Below are 17,244 nucleotides of genomic sequence, written 5' to 3'. Positions count from 1 at the left end.
TCGCCTATGACCAAAGGCGCCCGGCAACCGCATCCGCCCCCGCGAAGCGGTCGACCGGGCGCCGACAGGAAGGACCGACGATGAAATTCATGCTGACCGACAGAGCGTTGCATCCGCAGGCCGAGCCCGTCGCCGACGGCTTCAAGAAAGGCGGCATGAACCGGCGCGAATATCTCGCCACCATGGCAGCGCTTGGCGTCAGCGCCGCCGGCGCGCTGGCGCTGGGCGGCCTTGCGCCCTCCCCGGCCAGGGCGGCCGAGGAGCCGAGGCGCGGCGGCGTCTTGCGCGTCGCCATGAACGTCAAGGGCTGGAAAGACCCGCGCACTTTCGACGGCGTCGAAATGGCCAATGTCGCCCGTCAGTGCAACGAATATCTGGTGCGCTGGAACCGCGATTTCACCTTCGAGCCGTGGCTACTCGAGAGCTGGGAGACCAGCGACGACGCCCGCGTGCTCACGCTGCACGTCCGCAAGGGCATCACCTGGTCGAATGGCGATACCTTCAACGCCGCCGACATCGTCCACAATCTGACGCGCTGGTGCGATGCCGGCGTCGCCGGTAATTCGGTCGCCGAGCGCATGGGCGCGCTGGTCGACGCCGCTACCAAGAAACCGGTCGACGGCGGCATCGAGCGTGTCGATAACTTTACCGTCCGGCTCAATTTGCCGAAGCCCGATATATCGCTGATTGCCGGCATGACCGATTATCCGGCGCTGATCATGCACCGCAGCTACGACGGCGACGGCGATCCGCTGAAGGCGCTGGCGATCACCACCGGACCTTGCGAACTGGTGGCATGGAACGCCGAGGTCGGCGCCGAGGTCCGCCGCAAGGACAAGCCGTGGTGGAAAGGCGACTTCTATCTCGATGGCATCCAATGGGTCGACTACGGCTCCGATCCCAATGCCATGTTCTCGGCTTTTGAATCGGGCGAGATCGACACCAACCACGAAACCGCCGCCGACACGGTTTCGCAAACGGACGCCATGGATCTGAGCAATTCGGAGCTTGCCACCGGCTCGACCATCGTCGCGCGCTTCAACGTCGGCAATCCGCCCTATGACGACATCAGGGTGCGTCGGGCCGCCCAGCTCGCCGTCGACAACAGCGCGATCCTGAAGATCGGCATGAACGACCGCGGCAAGCCGGCCGAGAACCACCATGTCGGCCCGATGCACGCCGAATATGCCGATATCGGCCCGGCCGTGCGCAATGTCGACGAAGCCAAGGCGCTGCTTGCCGAGGCCGGCAAGTCCGACCACGAATACGACTTGATATCCGTCGATGTCGACTGGCAGAAGAACACCGGCGATGCCATCGCCGCGCAGATGCGCGACGCCGGACTGAAGGTCAAACGCACCGTGCTGCCGGCGGCGACGTTCTGGAACGACTGGAGCAAATATCCTTTCTCCTGCACCGAGTGGCTCGGCCGGCCACTGGGCGTTCAGGTGCTGGCTCTGGCCTACAGATCGGGCGCTGCCTGGAACGAGAGCGCCTACGCAAATCCGGAGTTCGACGCCTTGCTCGACAAGGCGCTGGCCACACCCGACGCCGGCGCCCGCAAGGAGATCATGGCCAAGATCGAACAGAATTTGCGCGAGTCCGGCATCATCATTCAGCCCTATTGGCGCTCGGTCTACCGGACTTATCGCAAGGGCGTGCATGGCTGTGAGCAGCACCAGTCGCTGGAGCAGCATTTCGAGAAGGTCTGGCTCGAGGCGTGAGCTTTGCAGACGGGTCGGCAAGCCGGCGGTCAACGCAGCGAATGCCGGCGTCAGCCGGCCACGCCAGGCCTTGATATCTCTCGTCCGAGGCGAACCGTTTCCCGCACCAGCAGGTCGAGATCCCCGCGCCGGGTGCGGTGGTTGTTGATCGCCACCCTGAGGCAATGCTGGCCATGCACCGTCGTATCCGAAAGGGCGGCGATGCCTTCTTCCTGCAGCCTCAGCATGATCTCGGTGTCGAGCGCCTTCAGGGCCTCGCTGGTCAACTCGTCGCCCGTCAGCCCGTCGCCGCGGTAGCGAAAACAGACGATGTTGATGTTCGCCGGCGCGACCAGTTCCAGCAGCGGCTCGGCCTCGATCAGCATACTGAGATAGTGTCCCTGCGCGATGTTCTGGTCGATCAGGCGGCCGAACTTCTCGATGCCGTGCTCCTTCAGCGCCATCCATACTTTCAGCGCCCGGAAACCGCGTGACGTCTGCAGGCCGTAATCATGCAGCCAGTGTCCGGAGGCGAGGCCGCGCGGCGTCGATTCCAGATATTCCGGCGTGACCGCGAAGGTTTTGCGATGCGCTGAAGCATCCCTGACTAGGATCAGGACCTATTAATTTGGCATTCAGCAGTCGATTGCAACGGCCGCCAGCCATCGCTCAAGCGATGGACCAGAAGCCCTTGTGTGAGCTCCTGCTCGCCAGGAGTTAGGCTGCGACTTCCCGGATCGCTCGCGCAAAGACGGGCAAAGAGCGCTCCACCATGCCGTCGTTTGCAGTCAAACTGATCCGCAGACGTCCAGGCAATTGGGCGACGCTACCGGGCAGCACCCAGACACCGTCAGTTGCGAGGCGTGCCGCGAAGGCCACGTCGTCCGGTATTGGGGAGCGTGGAATGAGATAGAAGGTACCTTCAGGCACCGGCAGGTCGTATCCCGCTGCCCTCAAGCCTTCGACCATGCGATCGCGGCGCCGCGCGAGGGCTGCGACATCTATGCTGAGCTTCTCGAGATCAGGCAGTGCCCGCTGCAGAGTACGGCCGGCGAAAGCCCAACCGTGCGAAACCTGCGCTATGTCGACAGCCTCGCGCAATAGTATGCGATCGGCCTCGGGCATGTCCGCCCCGAGTGCGAGCCAGCCCAGGCGCTCGCCGGGCGCGAGCAAGGTCTTGCCGAAGGAATAGGCGATTAGCGTGTGCGGGTAGCTCTCGGCCGGACTGATATGCGCATGGCCGTCAAACACCAGTCGCGCATAGGGCTCGTCGGCAAGGAGATAAATCACCTTGCCAAATCTTTCGGACGCGGCCGCGAGCTTGTCGGCGAGCGCGTCGAGTTGAGCGCGGGGAAAGATGCGGCCGGTCGGGTTGTGCGGCGTGTTGACCACCACCACGCGGGTGCGCGGGGTGATCGCTGCCTCAATCCTTTCGAGATCGAGGTCATAGGTTCCCGGTGCTAGGTCGACGGCGACGGGTGTCCCTGCCGCGCCGCGAATCTGGGCACCATAGGCGAACCAGCCGGGACGCGGATAGATGACCTCCTCTCCCACCTCGAGCACGGCGAGCAGCGCAGCCGCTATCGCGCCGAACCCTCCCGCGGTGATCGCAATGTCGTCTGGCTTGTAGTTCCGGCTTCGCGCCTGGCTGAGCGAGCGGGCCACCGTTTCGCGCGCCAGCGCATCGTACTTTTTATAACCGAACCAGTGAACATCCTGTGGCTCGACGTGGCGGATCAATGCATCGACAAATCCACGCAACGGCGTTTCCTGCGGATTGCCGAACATGAAATCGCAGGCATCAGGCCCCAGGCCGTCGCCCTCCAGGACGTTTCGCGCAAAATCCATGACCGTGCGCATTTCCTCGGTGACGGCGAGCATCCGGCTTGACACGGTGGCGATTGGCACGCACTTCCCCTGCTGCAGGCGGCGCATGTCGAGCGTTTCTTCGAAAGCCATGCCGGAGGATTTTGGCGTCGCGTCCATGGTGATTTCTCCCTCTCCCGTTATTCAGCCGGGAACTGGCAACCCGGCGTCGAGCGCGAAAGCGCTGTCTCCTCCGCGTCCATCTCGGCTTCGATGCCGTCGAACAGCGGCGTCGTCATGTAGCGTTCGCCGGTGTCGGGAAGCATGCACAGGATCACCGAGCCGGGTGCGGCTTTTTCCGCGATCTGGCGTGCCACGGCAAAAGTGGCTCCGCCGGAGATGCCGGTGAAAATCCCTTCCTTTTGCGCCAGCGCCTTGGCCCATTTGATGCCCTCGGGCCCGGGGACAGGCACGACCTCATCATAAAGGCTGGCGTCGACCGCCTCCTGCAGCACGTTGGGGATAAAATCCGGGGTCCAGCCCTGGATCGGGTGCGGCTCGAAAGCCGGATGGCTGGCGGCGGGCGCTCCGTCGGCGCCACGCTCCTGTGCCTTGCCGCTGCCGATAAGCTGGGCGTTGGCGGGCTCGGCCAGCACGATTCTGATCTCCGGACGCTCCCGGCGCAGCACGCGTCCGACACCGACGACGGTGCCGCCGGTTCCGTAACCGGTGACGAAGCAGTCGAGCCGCGATCCGGCAAAGTCGTTGATGATCTCGCGCGCCGTCGTCGCCTCGTGAATGGCGGCATTGGCCTTGGTCTCGAACTGGCGGGCCAGGAACCAGCCATTGGCCTCGGCCAGTTCCACCGCCTTGTTGTACATGCCAAAACCCTTCTGGGCGCGCGGCGTCAGCACCACCTTGGCGCCCAGCATGCGCATCAGCTTGCGGCGCTCGATGGAGAAACTGTCGGCCATCGTCACCACCAGCGGATAGCCCTTCTGCGCGCAGACCATGGCCAGCCCGATGCCGGTGTTGCCGCTGGTCGCCTCGACGACGGTCTGGCCCGGCTTCAGGGCGCCACTGCGCTCGCCCTCCTCGATGATGTTGAGCGCCAGCCGGTCCTTCACCGACGCCGCCGGATTGAAGAACTCGGCCTTCACATAGATCGTCACACCATCGGGGCCGAGATTGTTGATCCTGATCACCGGCGTATCGCCGACGGTGTCGAGAATACTGTCGAACAGGCGGCCGCGGCCGGCCGTGGTCCTGATTTTTTGCTGATACAACATGGCTGTTCTCCTCTTTTTGTTATTGTCACGAGTTGTCGTCACGAGCCGGTTACAAACCGGCGGCTTGGGCGGCGAGGTTTCGAGACCTTACCGCGGTAAGGTGCCTTTGCCGGCAATGCGGCTCGGAAAGCGGCGGTGCCGGCGTCCGGCGCGGAAAATGCGTTGCCGGATGCACTCTATCGCTTTCAGTGATAAAGCAGAGGGCGATAGGCCAGCGTGGGAGCAAGCGTGGAAACGCACGTGGAATCCGCTCGATCGAGCCTGGGCGGCGCAACGGCCGGGCTGTCCGTGCGGCTGCTCGGGCCGCTGACGATCATGCGCGACGGTGCCGTCGTGCAACTGCCGGCATCGCGCAAGCTGCGCGCGCTCTTCGCCTATCTGGCGCTAGCGCCGCATGCCGTCGGACGCAGCCGTCTGTGTGAGCTCTTGTGGGACGTGCCGAACGATCCGAGGGGCGAGCTTCGCTGGTGCCTCAGCAAGCTCAGAAGCATTCTCGACGACCCCGCCAGGATCGAGACGTCTGGCGATACGGTCGCGCTTGATCTCAGCGGCAGTCTCGTCGACGCAATCGATATTGCCTCTGCCGCCGCTGAAGGAATCGAGACGCTCGATCTGGAGCGGCTGCAGGTCTTGTCCGGCCTGTTCGTCGGCGATTTCCTCGACGGGCTGGAGATCGACCGCAGCCCGCATTTCAACAGCTGGCTGATCGCGCAACGCCGCCGGTTCAGATCATGCCATGCCGCCATCCTGGAACATCTCGTCAACAATCTCCCGGCAGATGCCGACGAAACCTCTCCGCATCTGGAAAAGTGGGTGGAACTTAATCCGTTCGACGGGCGCGCGCATGCGGCTCTTCTGGCAGGGCTTGCACGGCGCGGCCAGATCGGCGCGTGCGAGGAACATCTCGCTTCCGCGGAGCAGCTGTTTGCTTCGGAGGATCTGGATTTCAGTCCCGTTCGTGAGGCATGGCGGACGATCCGCAGCGAACGACCTGCCGCGACGCTCTGGGCGCGACCGGCACTCCTGCCCGCGGCCCCCCAGGCGTCGATTGTGCTTCCCCATCCCGATACTGCTGCATCGCAGAAGGCTTCGCTTGCCGTGATGCCTTTCATCGAGGAAGCCGGCATCGGCGGTGTTCGCGGTGGCCCCTCTCGCGGTGGATTAGCCGACGGCCTCACCCACGACATCATCACCCGTTTGGCCAAGCTCAGGGACTTCTTCGTCATCGCCCGCGGCTCTGTCTTTGCGCTGGCGGAAAAAAACATCGCGCCCGAAGACGCCGGCCGGCGGCTTAACGTCGACTATGTCGCCACCGGCACCGTGCGCAGCCAGGCAGGCCGCATCGTGGTCTCAGTCGAACTTGTCGAGGTTCGCACGGCCAGGATCGTCTGGGCCGAGACGTTCGAGCGCAAGCCCGACGATATCTTTGCCGTCCTCGACGATATCGGCAACAGCATTGTCTCGTCGATCTCGGCCGAAATCGAGATGGTCGAGCGCAACCGCGCCTTGCTGAAAGCGCCCAACTCGCTGAATGCCTGGGAGGCTTACCATCGCGGCATCTGGCACATGTATCGCTTCACCCGCACGGAAAACGAACAGGCCCGGCATTTCTTCGGCATGGCCCTGAAGCTCGATCCGACCTTCGCCCGAGCCTATGCCGGCCTGTCCTTCACCCATTGGCAAAACGCCTTTCAGCGCTGGGGAGACCGCGACAGGGAAAGCGCCCTCGCCTTCGAAACCGCCGGCCAAAGTCTTCTGGTCGATGACCACAATCCGGCCGCCCACTGGGCCATGGGCCGGGCTCTGTGGCTGCGCGGCGAGCAGGACGGATCCCTCATCGAGTTGGAGCGGGCCGTCGACCTCAGCCCGAACTTCGCGCTTGGCCACTACGCACTTTCGTTTGTACACTCGCAGTCGGGTGACCCAAAAGCGGCGATCGGTTCATCCGACCATTCGCGCCATCTGAGCCCGTTCGATCCGCTGCTGTTCGGCATGCTGGGGGTCAGGGCGATGGCGCATGTCCGGCTCGGCCAGTTCGACGAGGCCGCCGAATGGGCGCTGAAAGCCGCCGCCCGTCCCAATGCTCATGCCATCATCCTGGCGATCGCGGCTCACTGCCTTGCGCTGGCGGGACGGCTTGACGAAGCGCGAAACTTTTCCGCCGCGCTGCGCAAGACGCTGCCGAACTACTGCGCCGATGATTTTATCGGCACCTTCCGCTTCGAGCCGGACGCCGAGGCCATGTTCCGGCAAGGGGCGGGAAGGATTGGGCTGGGCTGATCCATCCCAGGTCGGGATGGTGCTTGTGAAGCGAATGAGCCCGAGCCATGCCTCCGTCTGACACTACAACCGATCGTGGCCGCGATCCTCGCCCGGCCTTCCTCGGTGCGGATAACTGAGTACACTTTACGACTCAGCTATGTATCTTATCGGAGCTGACCTTCTCGGGAGGCTAATGCATGTCGCCCAAAAGGGGTAATGACATGCATACAAAAAAATAAAGCGCGTCGCATGGGCCTCTTCAGACGCGTGCTTCAGCTGCGTGCGTGGAGGCATGAGGACAGGATGACAACGAACCCCAGGAATGACGTCAATGACGGGGTAAAAGTCCAAACGCGCGCAAAGGAGCGAGAGCGCATCGTCCGCGCTGCCGACAGTGTCGATCGGGTCTACGCGGCGATCAAGGAATTCGCGATCGACTATCGTTTCCGGCCGGGAGAGAAGATCAACGAGGTCGAACTCGCGACTGAACTTGGCGTAAGTCGCACGCCGGTGCGCGCGGCCCTCAACAGATTGCAGCGCGACGGCTTCGTGGCGTCCGTTCCGAACAAGGGATTCTATGCCCGCGAGCTCACGCCGGAAGCCGTGCGCGATCTCTACGAGCTCCGCGCGGCGATCGAGCGGGCCGCATTCGTCCTGGCCTGTGAGCGGGCAACGGACACCGAGATCCAGGCGACGGTCGACGCATGGACCAAGCATAGCAGCCTGAAGGGTGAAGGGTCGTGGGCGAAGGTTGCCGTTGCCGATGAAAGTTTCCACATGGCCCTGACGCAATTGTCGAAGAATGCGCAGATGGTCAATGCGCTCGAGGGCCTATGTTCGCGGATTCGCTTTTTCCGGCGCATCGATCTGGAGTCCATGCCGCGCCGCAGCCACAGCTACCAGGAGCATGAGGCGATCATTGATGCCCTGCGCCGTCGCGATGCCGCGGGCGGGGCAGCCCTGGTCGAAAAGCACATCACGCTGAGTTCGGCGCATGCAATGGAGGTGGCCGCGCGTGGCTTAGCGCGGATCTTTTTCGGCACTACCGCGTAGGAGGACCATCGCGGAGAGCGGGGAAGAGGAACACAGCGAGGCGGAACGAGCGTGAGCGGCGGAACAGCCGATCTCCCCCGCATGGGGCCGCATGGGGGGAGATCGGCAGCTTCGTCGCCTCGCCCATCTCTTCAGGCCTCTTGTGAATTCCAACCAACCTTCTAAAGTGTACTCACTTTGTGATTTCCGGAGGCGTCATGCGCATAGTGGTGCTGGGTGGCGGCGTCGTTGGTGTCACGACAGCATATCAACTCCAAAGAGACGGTCACGAAGTCGCGCTCATTGAACGCAATGCGCAGGTCGCCGCTGAAACGAGTTGGGGCAATGCCGGCATGATCGCGCCAGGCCATTCCTTTGTCTGGTCGTCCCCCAAGGCGCCGATAACCTTGCTGAAATCGCTGGTGCTCAAGGACCAGGCGCTGCGCTTCAAGTTCTCGGCGGATCCGCGGCTCTATACGTGGTCCTGGTTGTTTCTCATGGAATGCACGGCCGCCAAGGCGCGGCGCAACACGCTGCTCAAGCATCGCCTCGCCGCCTACTCGCAGGCAGTGCTGCGCGAGGTCGTTGCCGACGAGCAAATCGACTACGACCGTAACGATCGCGGCATCGTCTATTTCCACCGCAGCCAGCAGGCGCTTGACAATGGTGTCGAGCATATGAAGCTGCTGCAGTCGGACGGACAAGAGATCAAGGTCCTCGACCGAGACGCGGTCGTCGCGCTCGATCCGTCTCTGGCGTCCGCCAAGGACAAGATTGCCGGCGGCATCTATTGCCCGACCGACGAGACCGGCGACCCGGCAAAGTTCACCAGGGCCCTCGCCGCCAAGATTATCGCCCGCGGCGGCGCCATCCACACAGGCACGAAGATCACCGGTATCGAAACGACCGGCGACGCTGTCGCGCAGGTGCTCACCGACAAAGAGCCTTTCAAGGGTGATGCCTATGTGATTGCGCTCGGGAGCCACAGTCCTGTTCTGGCAAGAAAGATCGGCATTCGACTGCCGATCTACCCGATCAAGGGCTATTCGCTGACGATCCCGATCGGCAATCGTCCGCTGCCGCCGACCATCGCCTCCGTCGACGAGCACAATCTGGTTGCCATCTCGCGCTTCGGCGACCGCATCCGCGTCACCGCAACGGCGGAGTTCGCCGGCTACGACACCAGCCATAAGCCCGCCGATTTCGCCTTCATGAAAGGGGTTGCCGAGGACCTCTACCCCGAGGGCGCCGACTACCATCGCGCGGAAATGTGGGCGGGTCTGAGGCCCATGACGCCGAACAATCTTCCCGCCTTCGGACGGCAACGCTTGCGCAACCTCTTCCTCAACACGGGGCATGGCCACATCGGCTGGACCATGTCGCACGGGTCGGCCCGGATCACCGCCGATCTGATCGCCGGCCGGACGCCGGCCATTCCAATGGATGGTCTTTGAACCGACTTTGAAAGGGAACGCCATGTCTTTCGACAACGCTATGTCTCTCAACAACGTCATGTCTGCCAACCTCGCCGCCACGCGCCTTGCGTCTTCCGGGCCGATTGATCTCGGCGTGCTGCCATCGGAACTCGACGGCGGTCTGGCGTCACGCGCGGCGATCGGCCTTGTGGTGCTGGCCACGGATCAGACCCTGGAGCATGAATTCCGCGCGCTCGTGCGCCAGTCCGGTGTCGCCTTCTACGAATCCCGCGTGTTCAGCGACAACGACATAACGACTGACACCTTGCGCGCCATCGGTCCCAGGATCGCGCCGGCCGTCGACCTCATCTTGCCGAGCATTCCCCTGGACGTCGTTGCCTTCGGCTGTACCTCGGCGACGATGACGCTCGGCGAAGAGGCGGTTTTCGCGGAGATCAGGAAGGCACGGCCAAATGTCGCCTGCACCACACCCGTCACCGCTGCGCTCGCGGCGTTCAAGGCTCTCGACGTCAAAGGCATCGGCCTGCTGACGCCCTACGCGCCGCAGATCAATGAAAACCTCGTTGCCTATTTCAGCGGGCGCGGCGTCGACATACCAGCCGTCGCGACCTTCGACCGGCGCGACGATCGCGACGCCGCCCGCATCTCGGTCACATCGATCGAAGCCGCGGCCGAGCGGATGGCTGCCACGCCGGGGGTGGATGCGGTCTTCGTATCATGCACCAGCCTGCGCATCGCCGAAGCGGCAGCCGGGCTCGAGCAGCGCATCGGCGTGCCGGTCACGTCCAGCAACCACGCCATGGCCTGGCATTGTCTGCGGCTTGCCGGGATCAATGACGTCGTGCCCGCCGGAAGGCTTTTTGGATTGCCAAGCAACTGACGGGCGATCGCCTTGCACTGCCTTGCACTGGCGGGGTGGCTTGACGAGGCACGAAATTTTTCCGCAGTCCTTCGCAGGACGCCGCGGCCGTGTTCCGGCAAGGCGCCAAGCGCATCGGACTGGGCTGATCCACTCCTGCCCCGGCCTGTTTCAACCGGTCAAGGCCGCGATGCCTAGAGCGCTTCATCGTTTCACGGAAACGCCGAACCGCTCTATCTCTTTGTTTTTGCGCAATTCCGGACGGAAAACCGCTTCACACTTTTCCTGGAATTGCTCTAACCGGTCGACAGCCGAACAAAAGCCCGGCAATCGGCCAAGAAGATCGGCCAGCAAAGCCGCGTTCGTCGCAGCTATATGCCGAGCATCGTCTTGGCTTGGTTGAGCGCAGCCTCTGATCCTGCATGATCGCCGGCGGCGTGCAATGTCTCGCCTTGGGCGCGCAGTTCCTTGACTTTGGTCTTATCGGCCTCGGAGAGGGTGGCGGTCGGCAACGCCGCGTCGATCGCGGCCATGATGGTCGGGCATGAGTTTGCAAAGGCTGTCGCAGGAACGACCGCCAGGAAAACCGCAAGCGAAATTGATCGGAACATGGACGTTTCTCCCTTGCCGGAACACGCTGCGTCGGCGACCGGCGTAGGAAATGGTACAGCGGATGCCCGAACCTGCCAATCACGATGATGCCGCCGGGTGAGGCAAGCTGCGGTCGGCCGGTTTTTTCTCGAGGTTTCTGAGCCTTTCATCACGGCTGATCGCCACCACCTCACGTCCGAAGTCGACGCCAGCTTCGCGGCAATCGTCAGATCGCCCAAAATTCCTCGACCAGAGCGGATCAGGCAGGCTGAACCGATTTGACATTGCCTTCGGTATCGACAAGGCAGCTTGTCTTCTTGCCGCCGGCATCGAGCTCGACCTGATAGGTTTGGGGATCGATCTTGCTCGACGAAACCGGAAGTATCTTCGTGCTGTCGACGCCGCTCGCCTTGGCGGCCGCGTCGGCGCAAAGAAGCTGAAGGTCCGCCGGGGCCGTCTCGACCTTGGTCCTGGACATCTGTTCCTGAGGCGGCGGCGGCGGGGCGCTGACGCAAGCGCTCAGGGCCCCCACCAGAAATCCAATTGCTGTTGCCCGGATCGAAGTTCTCACTGCACATTTTGCCGACATTGCTTGGTCCCTCTCCGAATGCCGCTTCACACACCCCGGCTTCACACACCCCGGCTTCACACACCCTTGTAAAGTGCCGCCCCTTGCATGAGAACGATGACCTTGGCTCCAACCTTGACGCGGGAAGCGAGATCGGTGATGTCGTCGTTCCTCATCCGGATGCACCCTGATGACACGTCGAGCCCGATCGTCCAGGGCTCCGGCGTGCCGTGTATCCGGTAGATCGTGTCCTGGTCGCGCTCATACAGATAGAGCGCCCTGGCGCCGAGCGGGTTGTCCGGCCCTCCCGCCATGCCTCCCGCATGTTTGACCGCATTCGGATCACGAGCGATCATTTCGGCCGGGGGTGTCCAGGTCGGCCATTCCGCCATGCGGCCGACGCGCACGATTCCGGCCCATCCAAATCCCTCCCGGCCGACGCCGATACCGTAGCGCATGGCCCGCTGACCCGGCTGCACAAGATAGAGAAAATGCTGGTTGCCATCGATGATGATCGTGCCGGGCACTTCCGCGGTGCGGAACTTGACTATCTGCGGCCGGAACGCCTCCGGCACTTCATTGTGCGCGGCATAGTATTTGCGTGCCTTGGTGCGGTCATAGTCCACCCATTTGCGGGTTTTCGGATCGAAAACCTGTGTTCCCGCAGCCAGCGCCGCCACTGCGACAAGACCGAACGCTGCCGCGACAATTGCCGTCAGGGAGCGACGCTGGAGAATGGCGCATCCCGCGATCATCAGCTTGCCGTTCATGGATTTGCCCACCCGTTCACCCGAGCGCCCTGTGCAGCAACCCATTGTTTGGCGTACTCGTAAGGATCCTGACGCTCCACTTGGAGCGCATAACTCATCTTCGCGGCGTCTTCGGGCTTGAGCGCGACCCGTTCCAGGAACTCGACCACCTTCGGATATTTTTTGCGCAGTGAGGTGGCGTAAGCGATATGGAAATGTGCGGTATCCCATGACACTGGCGCGCTGGACTTCGAGACCCAGAGCGGGTCCTCGGAAGGCAGCACGATCTTCCACTTTGCCGGGTCAAAAGGCGGCTCGGTAAGCCGGACAATGTCGTGCAGCTCAAACACGTGATGCGGTGCATAGCAGGCAAACACCATCGGATGAGCCGTGGCGACCGCGGCATCGACAGCCGCCATTCCGACATCCTCCGGCGTCTCCAGCAATGTCATTGTCTTGGCATAGCCATAGCTGTTGGCGCGGACACGCTCGATAGCCGTCGAGGACCAACCCTCCGCGCCAATCCACAGTTCCCCATGTCCGTCCCGATCAGTGTCCAACGCGGCAGTTTTGCGCGGGTCGGTGAGGTCCGAAATGTCGCGAATGCCAAATTTGTCGGCGGTTTCGCGGGTTGCGCATATGCCTTGCCATGCCGGCACACCGATGGGACTGATGGCAACCGTGCCGGCATCGTCCACATACTTCTTCACCAGATTGTCGAGGTTGGGCAGCCACATTTCGGGATGAATATCCACCTCGCCCGAATCGAGGCCGGCAAAGGCAATAAGCGTCCCCATCTCGCGCACATCGGCATCGAGCCCGAAATTTTCCTTCAGGCTGACCTTGAGAATGTTTGCCGTCGCCTGGCCCGACGGCCAGTTCGGCATTGCAATGACGAGATCAGCCGCTTGGGCCGGGATCGCCAGCATCGTCAATGCCGCCAGCGACATTTTCCGCAGACACTGCCGAAATCGGTTGTGCATTTCTTCCCCCTCGCTTCGGCGCGGGACGGGAACAATCTGTCACGGCAAGCACCGGGTTGTGACAGCAGCCCCATCTTCTGACGGCAACTGCTGAAGGTGCGGCAGCGCATTCGCCAAAGGGAGCGCCGTCACGTGCCGCTCCTGCACGCTACTCGATGACATACCGTATGGGAAGATGCTTACAACCGGGGGTCGCGCGCCAACTTTCAAGTTGTCCGCGGGCACACGCCTTACGAACTGTAGGGCGTGCTAGGACACCTTGTTGGGTGAGGTCATTCGCAAGGTCATGTGCAGCCGACGGCCCGGAAACCGCAGTTTCCGGGAAATCAAGAACTTACAAAGGGATTTGGTGCCCAGAAGAGGACTCGAACCTCCACTCCTTGCGGAACACGGACCTGAACCGTGCGCGTCTACCAATTCCGCCATCTGGGCTGGTGCGGGCTCTTTAGGCGGGCAAACGGTGAGTGTCAACGCGCTTTTTTGAAACGCACTCGCCGGCTCAGTTCTCCAGCACTTCCTTGGATGCCACGGTCGAATCGGCGTTGAGCTTGTAGATGACCGGCACGCCGGTGCCGAGCTCCAGTTTGACGATCTCCTCGCCCGACTTGCCGTCCAGCGCCATGATCAGCGCACGCAGCGAATTGCCGTGCGCCGCCACCAGCACGGTGCCGCCGCGCAGCACATGCGGCTGCAGGTCGTGCAGATAATAGGGCCAGACGCGCGCGCCGGTGTCCTTCAGGCTTTCGCCGCCGGGCGGCGGCACGTCGTAGGAGCGGCGCCAGACATGCACCTGCTCCTCGCCCCATTTCTTGCGCGCATCGTCCTTGTTGAGGCCGGAGAGGTCGCCATAGTCGCGCTCGTTCAGCGCCTGGTCGCGGATGGTCTCGAGATCGCTCTGGCCGACCGCGTCGAGAATGTGCTGGCAGGTCTTCTGCGCCCTGATCAGCGACGACGTGAAGGCGATGTCGAATTTCATGCCGCGCGCCTTCAGCTTGGCGCCCGCCTCCTTGGCCTCGGCGTGGCCCAGCTCGGTCAGGTCAACGTCGCGCCAGCCGGTGAAGAGGTTCTTCAGGTTCCATTCGCTCTGGCCATGGCGCACGAGCACGAGAGTTCCCGACATTTTTGCTCCTTCAGTTTGTGGATCAGATCGTCTCAGGCGAGTCCGAGCACGTCCCGCATCGAATACAGTCCCGGCTTCCTGCCGCGCGCCCACAGTGCGGCCTTGACCGCGCCGCGAGCGAAGATCGCCCGGTCCTCGGCGTGATGGGCGAGCGTGATGCGCTCGCCGGTGCCGGCCAGCACCACGGAGTGGTCGCCGACCACCGAGCCGCCGCGCAGCGTGGCAAAACCGATCGAGCCGGTCTTTCGCACGCCGGTGTGGCCGTCGCGCGACCGCACGCTGTTCCCGTCAAGATCGATGCCGCGCCCGACGGCAGCGGCTTCGCCGAGCAGCAGCGCCGTGCCCGACGGCGCGTCGACCTTGTGCCGGTGATGCATTTCCAGGATCTCGATGTCGAAATCGTCGGCGTCGAGCGCGCGCGCCGCCTGCTCGACCAGCACCGCCAGCAGATTGACGCCGAGGCTCATATTGCCTGACTTGACCACCGTCGCGTGGCGCGCCGCCGCCTCTATCTTGGCATTGTCGTCCGCCGAGCAGCCGGTGGTGCCGATGACATGGACGATGCGCGCCTGCGCCGCGTAGCCGGCGAATTCGACTGTCGCTGCCGGGCTCGTGAAATCGAGCACGCCGTCGGCCTTGGCGAAGGCCGGCAGCGGGTCGTCGCCGATCGCCACGCCGATATTGCCGATGCCGGCAAGCTCGCCGGCATCCTTGCCGAGATGTGGCGAGCCGGCCCGTTCGATCGCGCCGGCGACGCGTGCGCCCGGTATCGTGTGGATGGCGCGGATCAGCGCCTGGCCCATGCGGCCGGCGGCGCCGACCACCACCAGGCCCATTTCATTGACGGGGGGATCGTTTGTGGCCGTACCGCTCATAAATTTCTCCCAACCGCCTTTTTCGCGCGTCGCACCGGAGTTTGGATTGGCTTGCCGTCGTCGACAAGCCCCAGCCCCTTGTTGCCCTGCACCCGGTGGAAACGGGCATAGACGCTGTGCGGGTCGGCCATCAGCGAGGCATGCGTGCCTTGCTCGACCAGCCGGCCCTGTTCCATGACGACGATGTGGTCGGCATTGACCACCGTCGACAGCCGGTGCGCGATGACGATGGTCGTGCGCCCTTCCGTCACCTGGGTCAGCGCCTGCTGGACGCGCGCTTCCGCCTCGTTGTCGAGCGCCGAGGTCGCCTCGTCGAGCAGCAGGATCGGCGCCTGCCGCACGATGGCGCGGGCGATCGACAGACGCTGGCGCTGGCCACCCGACAGCGTCACGCCGCCTTCACCGACAGGGGTGTCATAGCCTTGCGGCTGCTGGCGGATGAAGCCGTCGGCCTCGGCCTGCTGCGCGGCCTGTTCGATTTCGGCATCGCTGGCGCTCAGCCGTCCGTAGCGGATGTTGTCGCGAATGGTGCCTTCGAACAGATAGGGCTGCTGCGAGACATAGGCGATGGAGCTGCGTAGCGACTGCTTGGTCACCTCTAAAATGTCCTGGCCGTCGACCTCGATGCTGCCCGCGTCGACATCATGGAAGCGCTGCAGCAGCGCCACCAGCGTCGACTTGCCCGCGCCCGACGCGCCGACGATGGCGGTCATCTTGCCGGCAGCGGCGACGAAGCTGAGATCCTGCAGCACCGGAGCGTCGGCGACATACCCGAACGACACATTGTTGAAGCGCACCTCGCCCCTGGTGATCTTCGCTTCGACCGCTCCGGGCGCGTCGCCCTGTTGCGGCTCGAGGTCGAGCAGCTCATAGATCATGCGCGCATTGACCAGCGCCCGTTCCATGCCGACCTGCATGCGCGCCAGCCGCCGGGCTGGGTCGTAGGCGAGCATCAGCGCCGTGATGAAGGAAAATACCGCGCCAGGCGGCTGGCCGCTGACGGCTGCCCGGTAGCCGGAATAGGCGATGACGCCGGCGACGGCGAAGCCGCCCAGCATGTCGGAGATCGGCGTCAATCGTTCCGACACGCGAGCGATGCGGTTTGCCCGTTGCTCGGCGCCGGCGACGAGATCGCTGATGCGGCGCGACAGCTCGTCTTCCAGCGTGAACGCCTTGACGATGGCGATGCCTTGCGTTGCTTCCTGCATGGCGCCGATCAGCCGCGAGTTGATCTGCACCGCTTCGCGCGTGGCGCGTCGTATTCTGCGTGTCAGGTAGACGACCGTGTAGATCAGCGGCGGCCCGATCAGCAGCGACGTCAGAGATAGCATCGGATCCTGCCAGATCATGACGCCGATCAGCGCGACCAGCGATACGGCGTCGCGTGCCAATGACGTCAGCGTCATCGAGAGCAGGTCGCGGATGCCGTTGACGTTCTCGTTGATCTGGGCGGCCAGCCGCCCCGAGCGCGTGTCGTTGAAGAAACCGACGCCGAGCTTCATCAGATGAGCGAAGATGCGGCGCTGGTAGCGCGCCACCAGATTGTTGCCGATCCTGGCCAGCGTCACCGCCTGGCCGTAAGTGGCCAGCCCGCGCAGCATGAATGCGCCCAGGATCAACAAGCAGATCAGCGCGATGAGATCGCCGCGCTGCTCATAGAATATCTGGTCGACGACGTCCTTCATGATCCAGGCGGTGAAGGCAGTCGTAGCCGCAACTATCACCAGGCACAGAACGGCCAGAGCATAATACCAGCGGTACTCGTGGCTGTTCTCGGCGATGATGCGGCGGACCACCGCCACGATCTCGCCGGGCCGGGCCTTGGCTTGGTGCCGGGCTTCCGCTTCATGTTTGGGCGACTGGTTCAAGTCGGGATCGTTCCGTGATGTCGGTTTCGGCTTCGCGGCCGGGCTAATTCCTCTTAGCGCTCCGGTGGCGGCTTGCCTATGGCCGAGGTCGGCAAAACATCAT

At 63.4% G+C, this 17,244-nt stretch carries 14 protein-coding genes, 1 tRNA gene and 1 pseudogene; 5 read left to right on the top strand and 11 right to left on the bottom strand.

Annotated features, from left to right (window positions below; genetic code table 11):
* Positions 1-80: 80 nt before the first annotated feature.
* Positions 81-1,724: an ABC transporter substrate-binding protein gene (locus tag EJ075_RS09985; RefSeq protein WP_126104238.1), complete on the top strand. Its 1,644-nt coding sequence runs from the start codon at positions 81-83 to the stop codon at positions 1,722-1,724.
* 50 nt (positions 1,725-1,774) lie between these two features.
* On the opposite strand, the pseudogene EJ075_RS09980 reads toward EJ075_RS09985, so the two are convergent.
* The 3 genes and pseudogenes from EJ075_RS09980 to EJ075_RS09970 form a co-directional block, all read right to left on the bottom strand.
* Positions 1,775-2,314: pseudogene (locus EJ075_RS09980) on the bottom strand (pyridoxal-dependent decarboxylase); the annotation flags it as partial.
* A gap of 106 nt (positions 2,315-2,420) precedes the next feature.
* Positions 2,421-3,689, bottom strand: a complete 1,269-nt coding sequence (locus EJ075_RS09975) for an aminotransferase class I/II-fold pyridoxal phosphate-dependent enzyme (protein ID WP_126104237.1) — start codon at positions 3,687-3,689, stop codon at positions 2,421-2,423.
* Positions 3,690-3,709: 20 nt separating this feature from the next.
* The gene (locus EJ075_RS09970; RefSeq protein ID WP_126104236.1) at positions 3,710-4,798 is read right to left on the bottom strand and encodes a pyridoxal-phosphate dependent enzyme; all 1,089 of its coding nucleotides are present in this window, start codon (positions 4,796-4,798) and stop codon (positions 3,710-3,712) included.
* Between the two features lie 240 nt (positions 4,799-5,038).
* Here EJ075_RS09970 and EJ075_RS09965 point away from each other — a divergent pair, with 240 nt between their 5' ends.
* From EJ075_RS09965 to EJ075_RS09950, 4 genes are all read left to right on the top strand, one after another.
* Complete coding sequence (locus EJ075_RS09965; RefSeq protein ID WP_164547072.1) at positions 5,039-7,078, top strand: BTAD domain-containing putative transcriptional regulator; 2,040 nt, start codon at positions 5,039-5,041, stop codon at positions 7,076-7,078.
* A gap of 249 nt (positions 7,079-7,327) precedes the next feature.
* Entirely contained in the window at positions 7,328-8,113 is a 786-nt protein-coding gene (locus EJ075_RS09960) for a GntR family transcriptional regulator (protein WP_245458131.1), read from the top strand.
* A 197-nt stretch (positions 8,114-8,310) separates the two neighbouring features.
* Positions 8,311-9,546 (top strand): D-amino acid dehydrogenase, encoded by a 1,236-nt coding sequence (locus EJ075_RS09955; RefSeq protein ID WP_126104235.1) that lies wholly within the window; start codon positions 8,311-8,313, stop codon positions 9,544-9,546.
* Positions 9,547-9,568: 22 nt separating this feature from the next.
* Complete coding sequence (locus tag EJ075_RS09950; protein ID WP_245458130.1) at positions 9,569-10,408, top strand: aspartate/glutamate racemase family protein; 840 nt, start codon at positions 9,569-9,571, stop codon at positions 10,406-10,408.
* 350 nt (positions 10,409-10,758) lie between these two features.
* On the opposite strand, the gene EJ075_RS09945 is transcribed toward EJ075_RS09950, so the two are convergent.
* The 8 genes from EJ075_RS09945 to EJ075_RS09910 form a co-directional block, all read right to left on the bottom strand.
* Positions 10,759-10,998 (bottom strand): hypothetical protein, encoded by a 240-nt coding sequence (locus EJ075_RS09945; protein ID WP_126104234.1) that lies wholly within the window; start codon positions 10,996-10,998, stop codon positions 10,759-10,761.
* Positions 10,999-11,237: 239 nt separating this feature from the next.
* Entirely contained in the window at positions 11,238-11,456 is a 219-nt protein-coding gene (locus EJ075_RS09940) for a hypothetical protein (protein WP_337124585.1), read from the bottom strand.
* Between the two features lie 167 nt (positions 11,457-11,623).
* Positions 11,624-12,316, bottom strand: coding sequence for a L,D-transpeptidase (locus EJ075_RS09935; RefSeq protein ID WP_126104232.1), 693 nt, complete (start codon positions 12,314-12,316; stop codon positions 11,624-11,626).
* Complete coding sequence (locus EJ075_RS09930) at positions 12,313-13,278, bottom strand: glycine betaine ABC transporter substrate-binding protein (RefSeq protein WP_126104231.1); 966 nt, start codon at positions 13,276-13,278, stop codon at positions 12,313-12,315. The genes EJ075_RS09935 and EJ075_RS09930 overlap by 4 nt, the downstream gene beginning before the upstream one ends.
* A 347-nt stretch (positions 13,279-13,625) precedes the next feature.
* Positions 13,626-13,710: transfer RNA gene (locus tag EJ075_RS09925), tRNA-Leu, on the bottom strand.
* Between the two features lie 67 nt (positions 13,711-13,777).
* On the bottom strand, positions 13,778-14,398 hold the full coding sequence (locus EJ075_RS09920) for a 2,3-bisphosphoglycerate-dependent phosphoglycerate mutase (protein ID WP_126104230.1): 621 nt from the start codon (positions 14,396-14,398) through the stop codon (positions 13,778-13,780).
* A gap of 32 nt (positions 14,399-14,430) precedes the next feature.
* A complete protein-coding gene (gene dapB / locus EJ075_RS09915) occupies positions 14,431-15,273 on the bottom strand; it encodes a 4-hydroxy-tetrahydrodipicolinate reductase (RefSeq protein WP_126104229.1) in 843 nt (280 codons plus the stop codon).
* The gene (locus EJ075_RS09910; protein WP_126104228.1) at positions 15,270-17,141 is read right to left on the bottom strand and encodes an ABC transporter ATP-binding protein; all 1,872 of its coding nucleotides are present in this window, start codon (positions 17,139-17,141) and stop codon (positions 15,270-15,272) included. The genes dapB and EJ075_RS09910 overlap by 4 nt, the downstream gene beginning before the upstream one ends.
* Positions 17,142-17,244: the final 103 nt, after the last annotated feature.

The organism is Mesorhizobium sp. M6A.T.Cr.TU.016.01.1.1, from assembly GCF_003952585.1.
Lineage (GTDB): Bacteria > Pseudomonadota > Alphaproteobacteria > Rhizobiales > Rhizobiaceae > Mesorhizobium > Mesorhizobium mediterraneum.
Note: the sequence above shows the minus strand (reverse complement) of the source record. Positions and strands in the feature narration are given on the sequence as shown.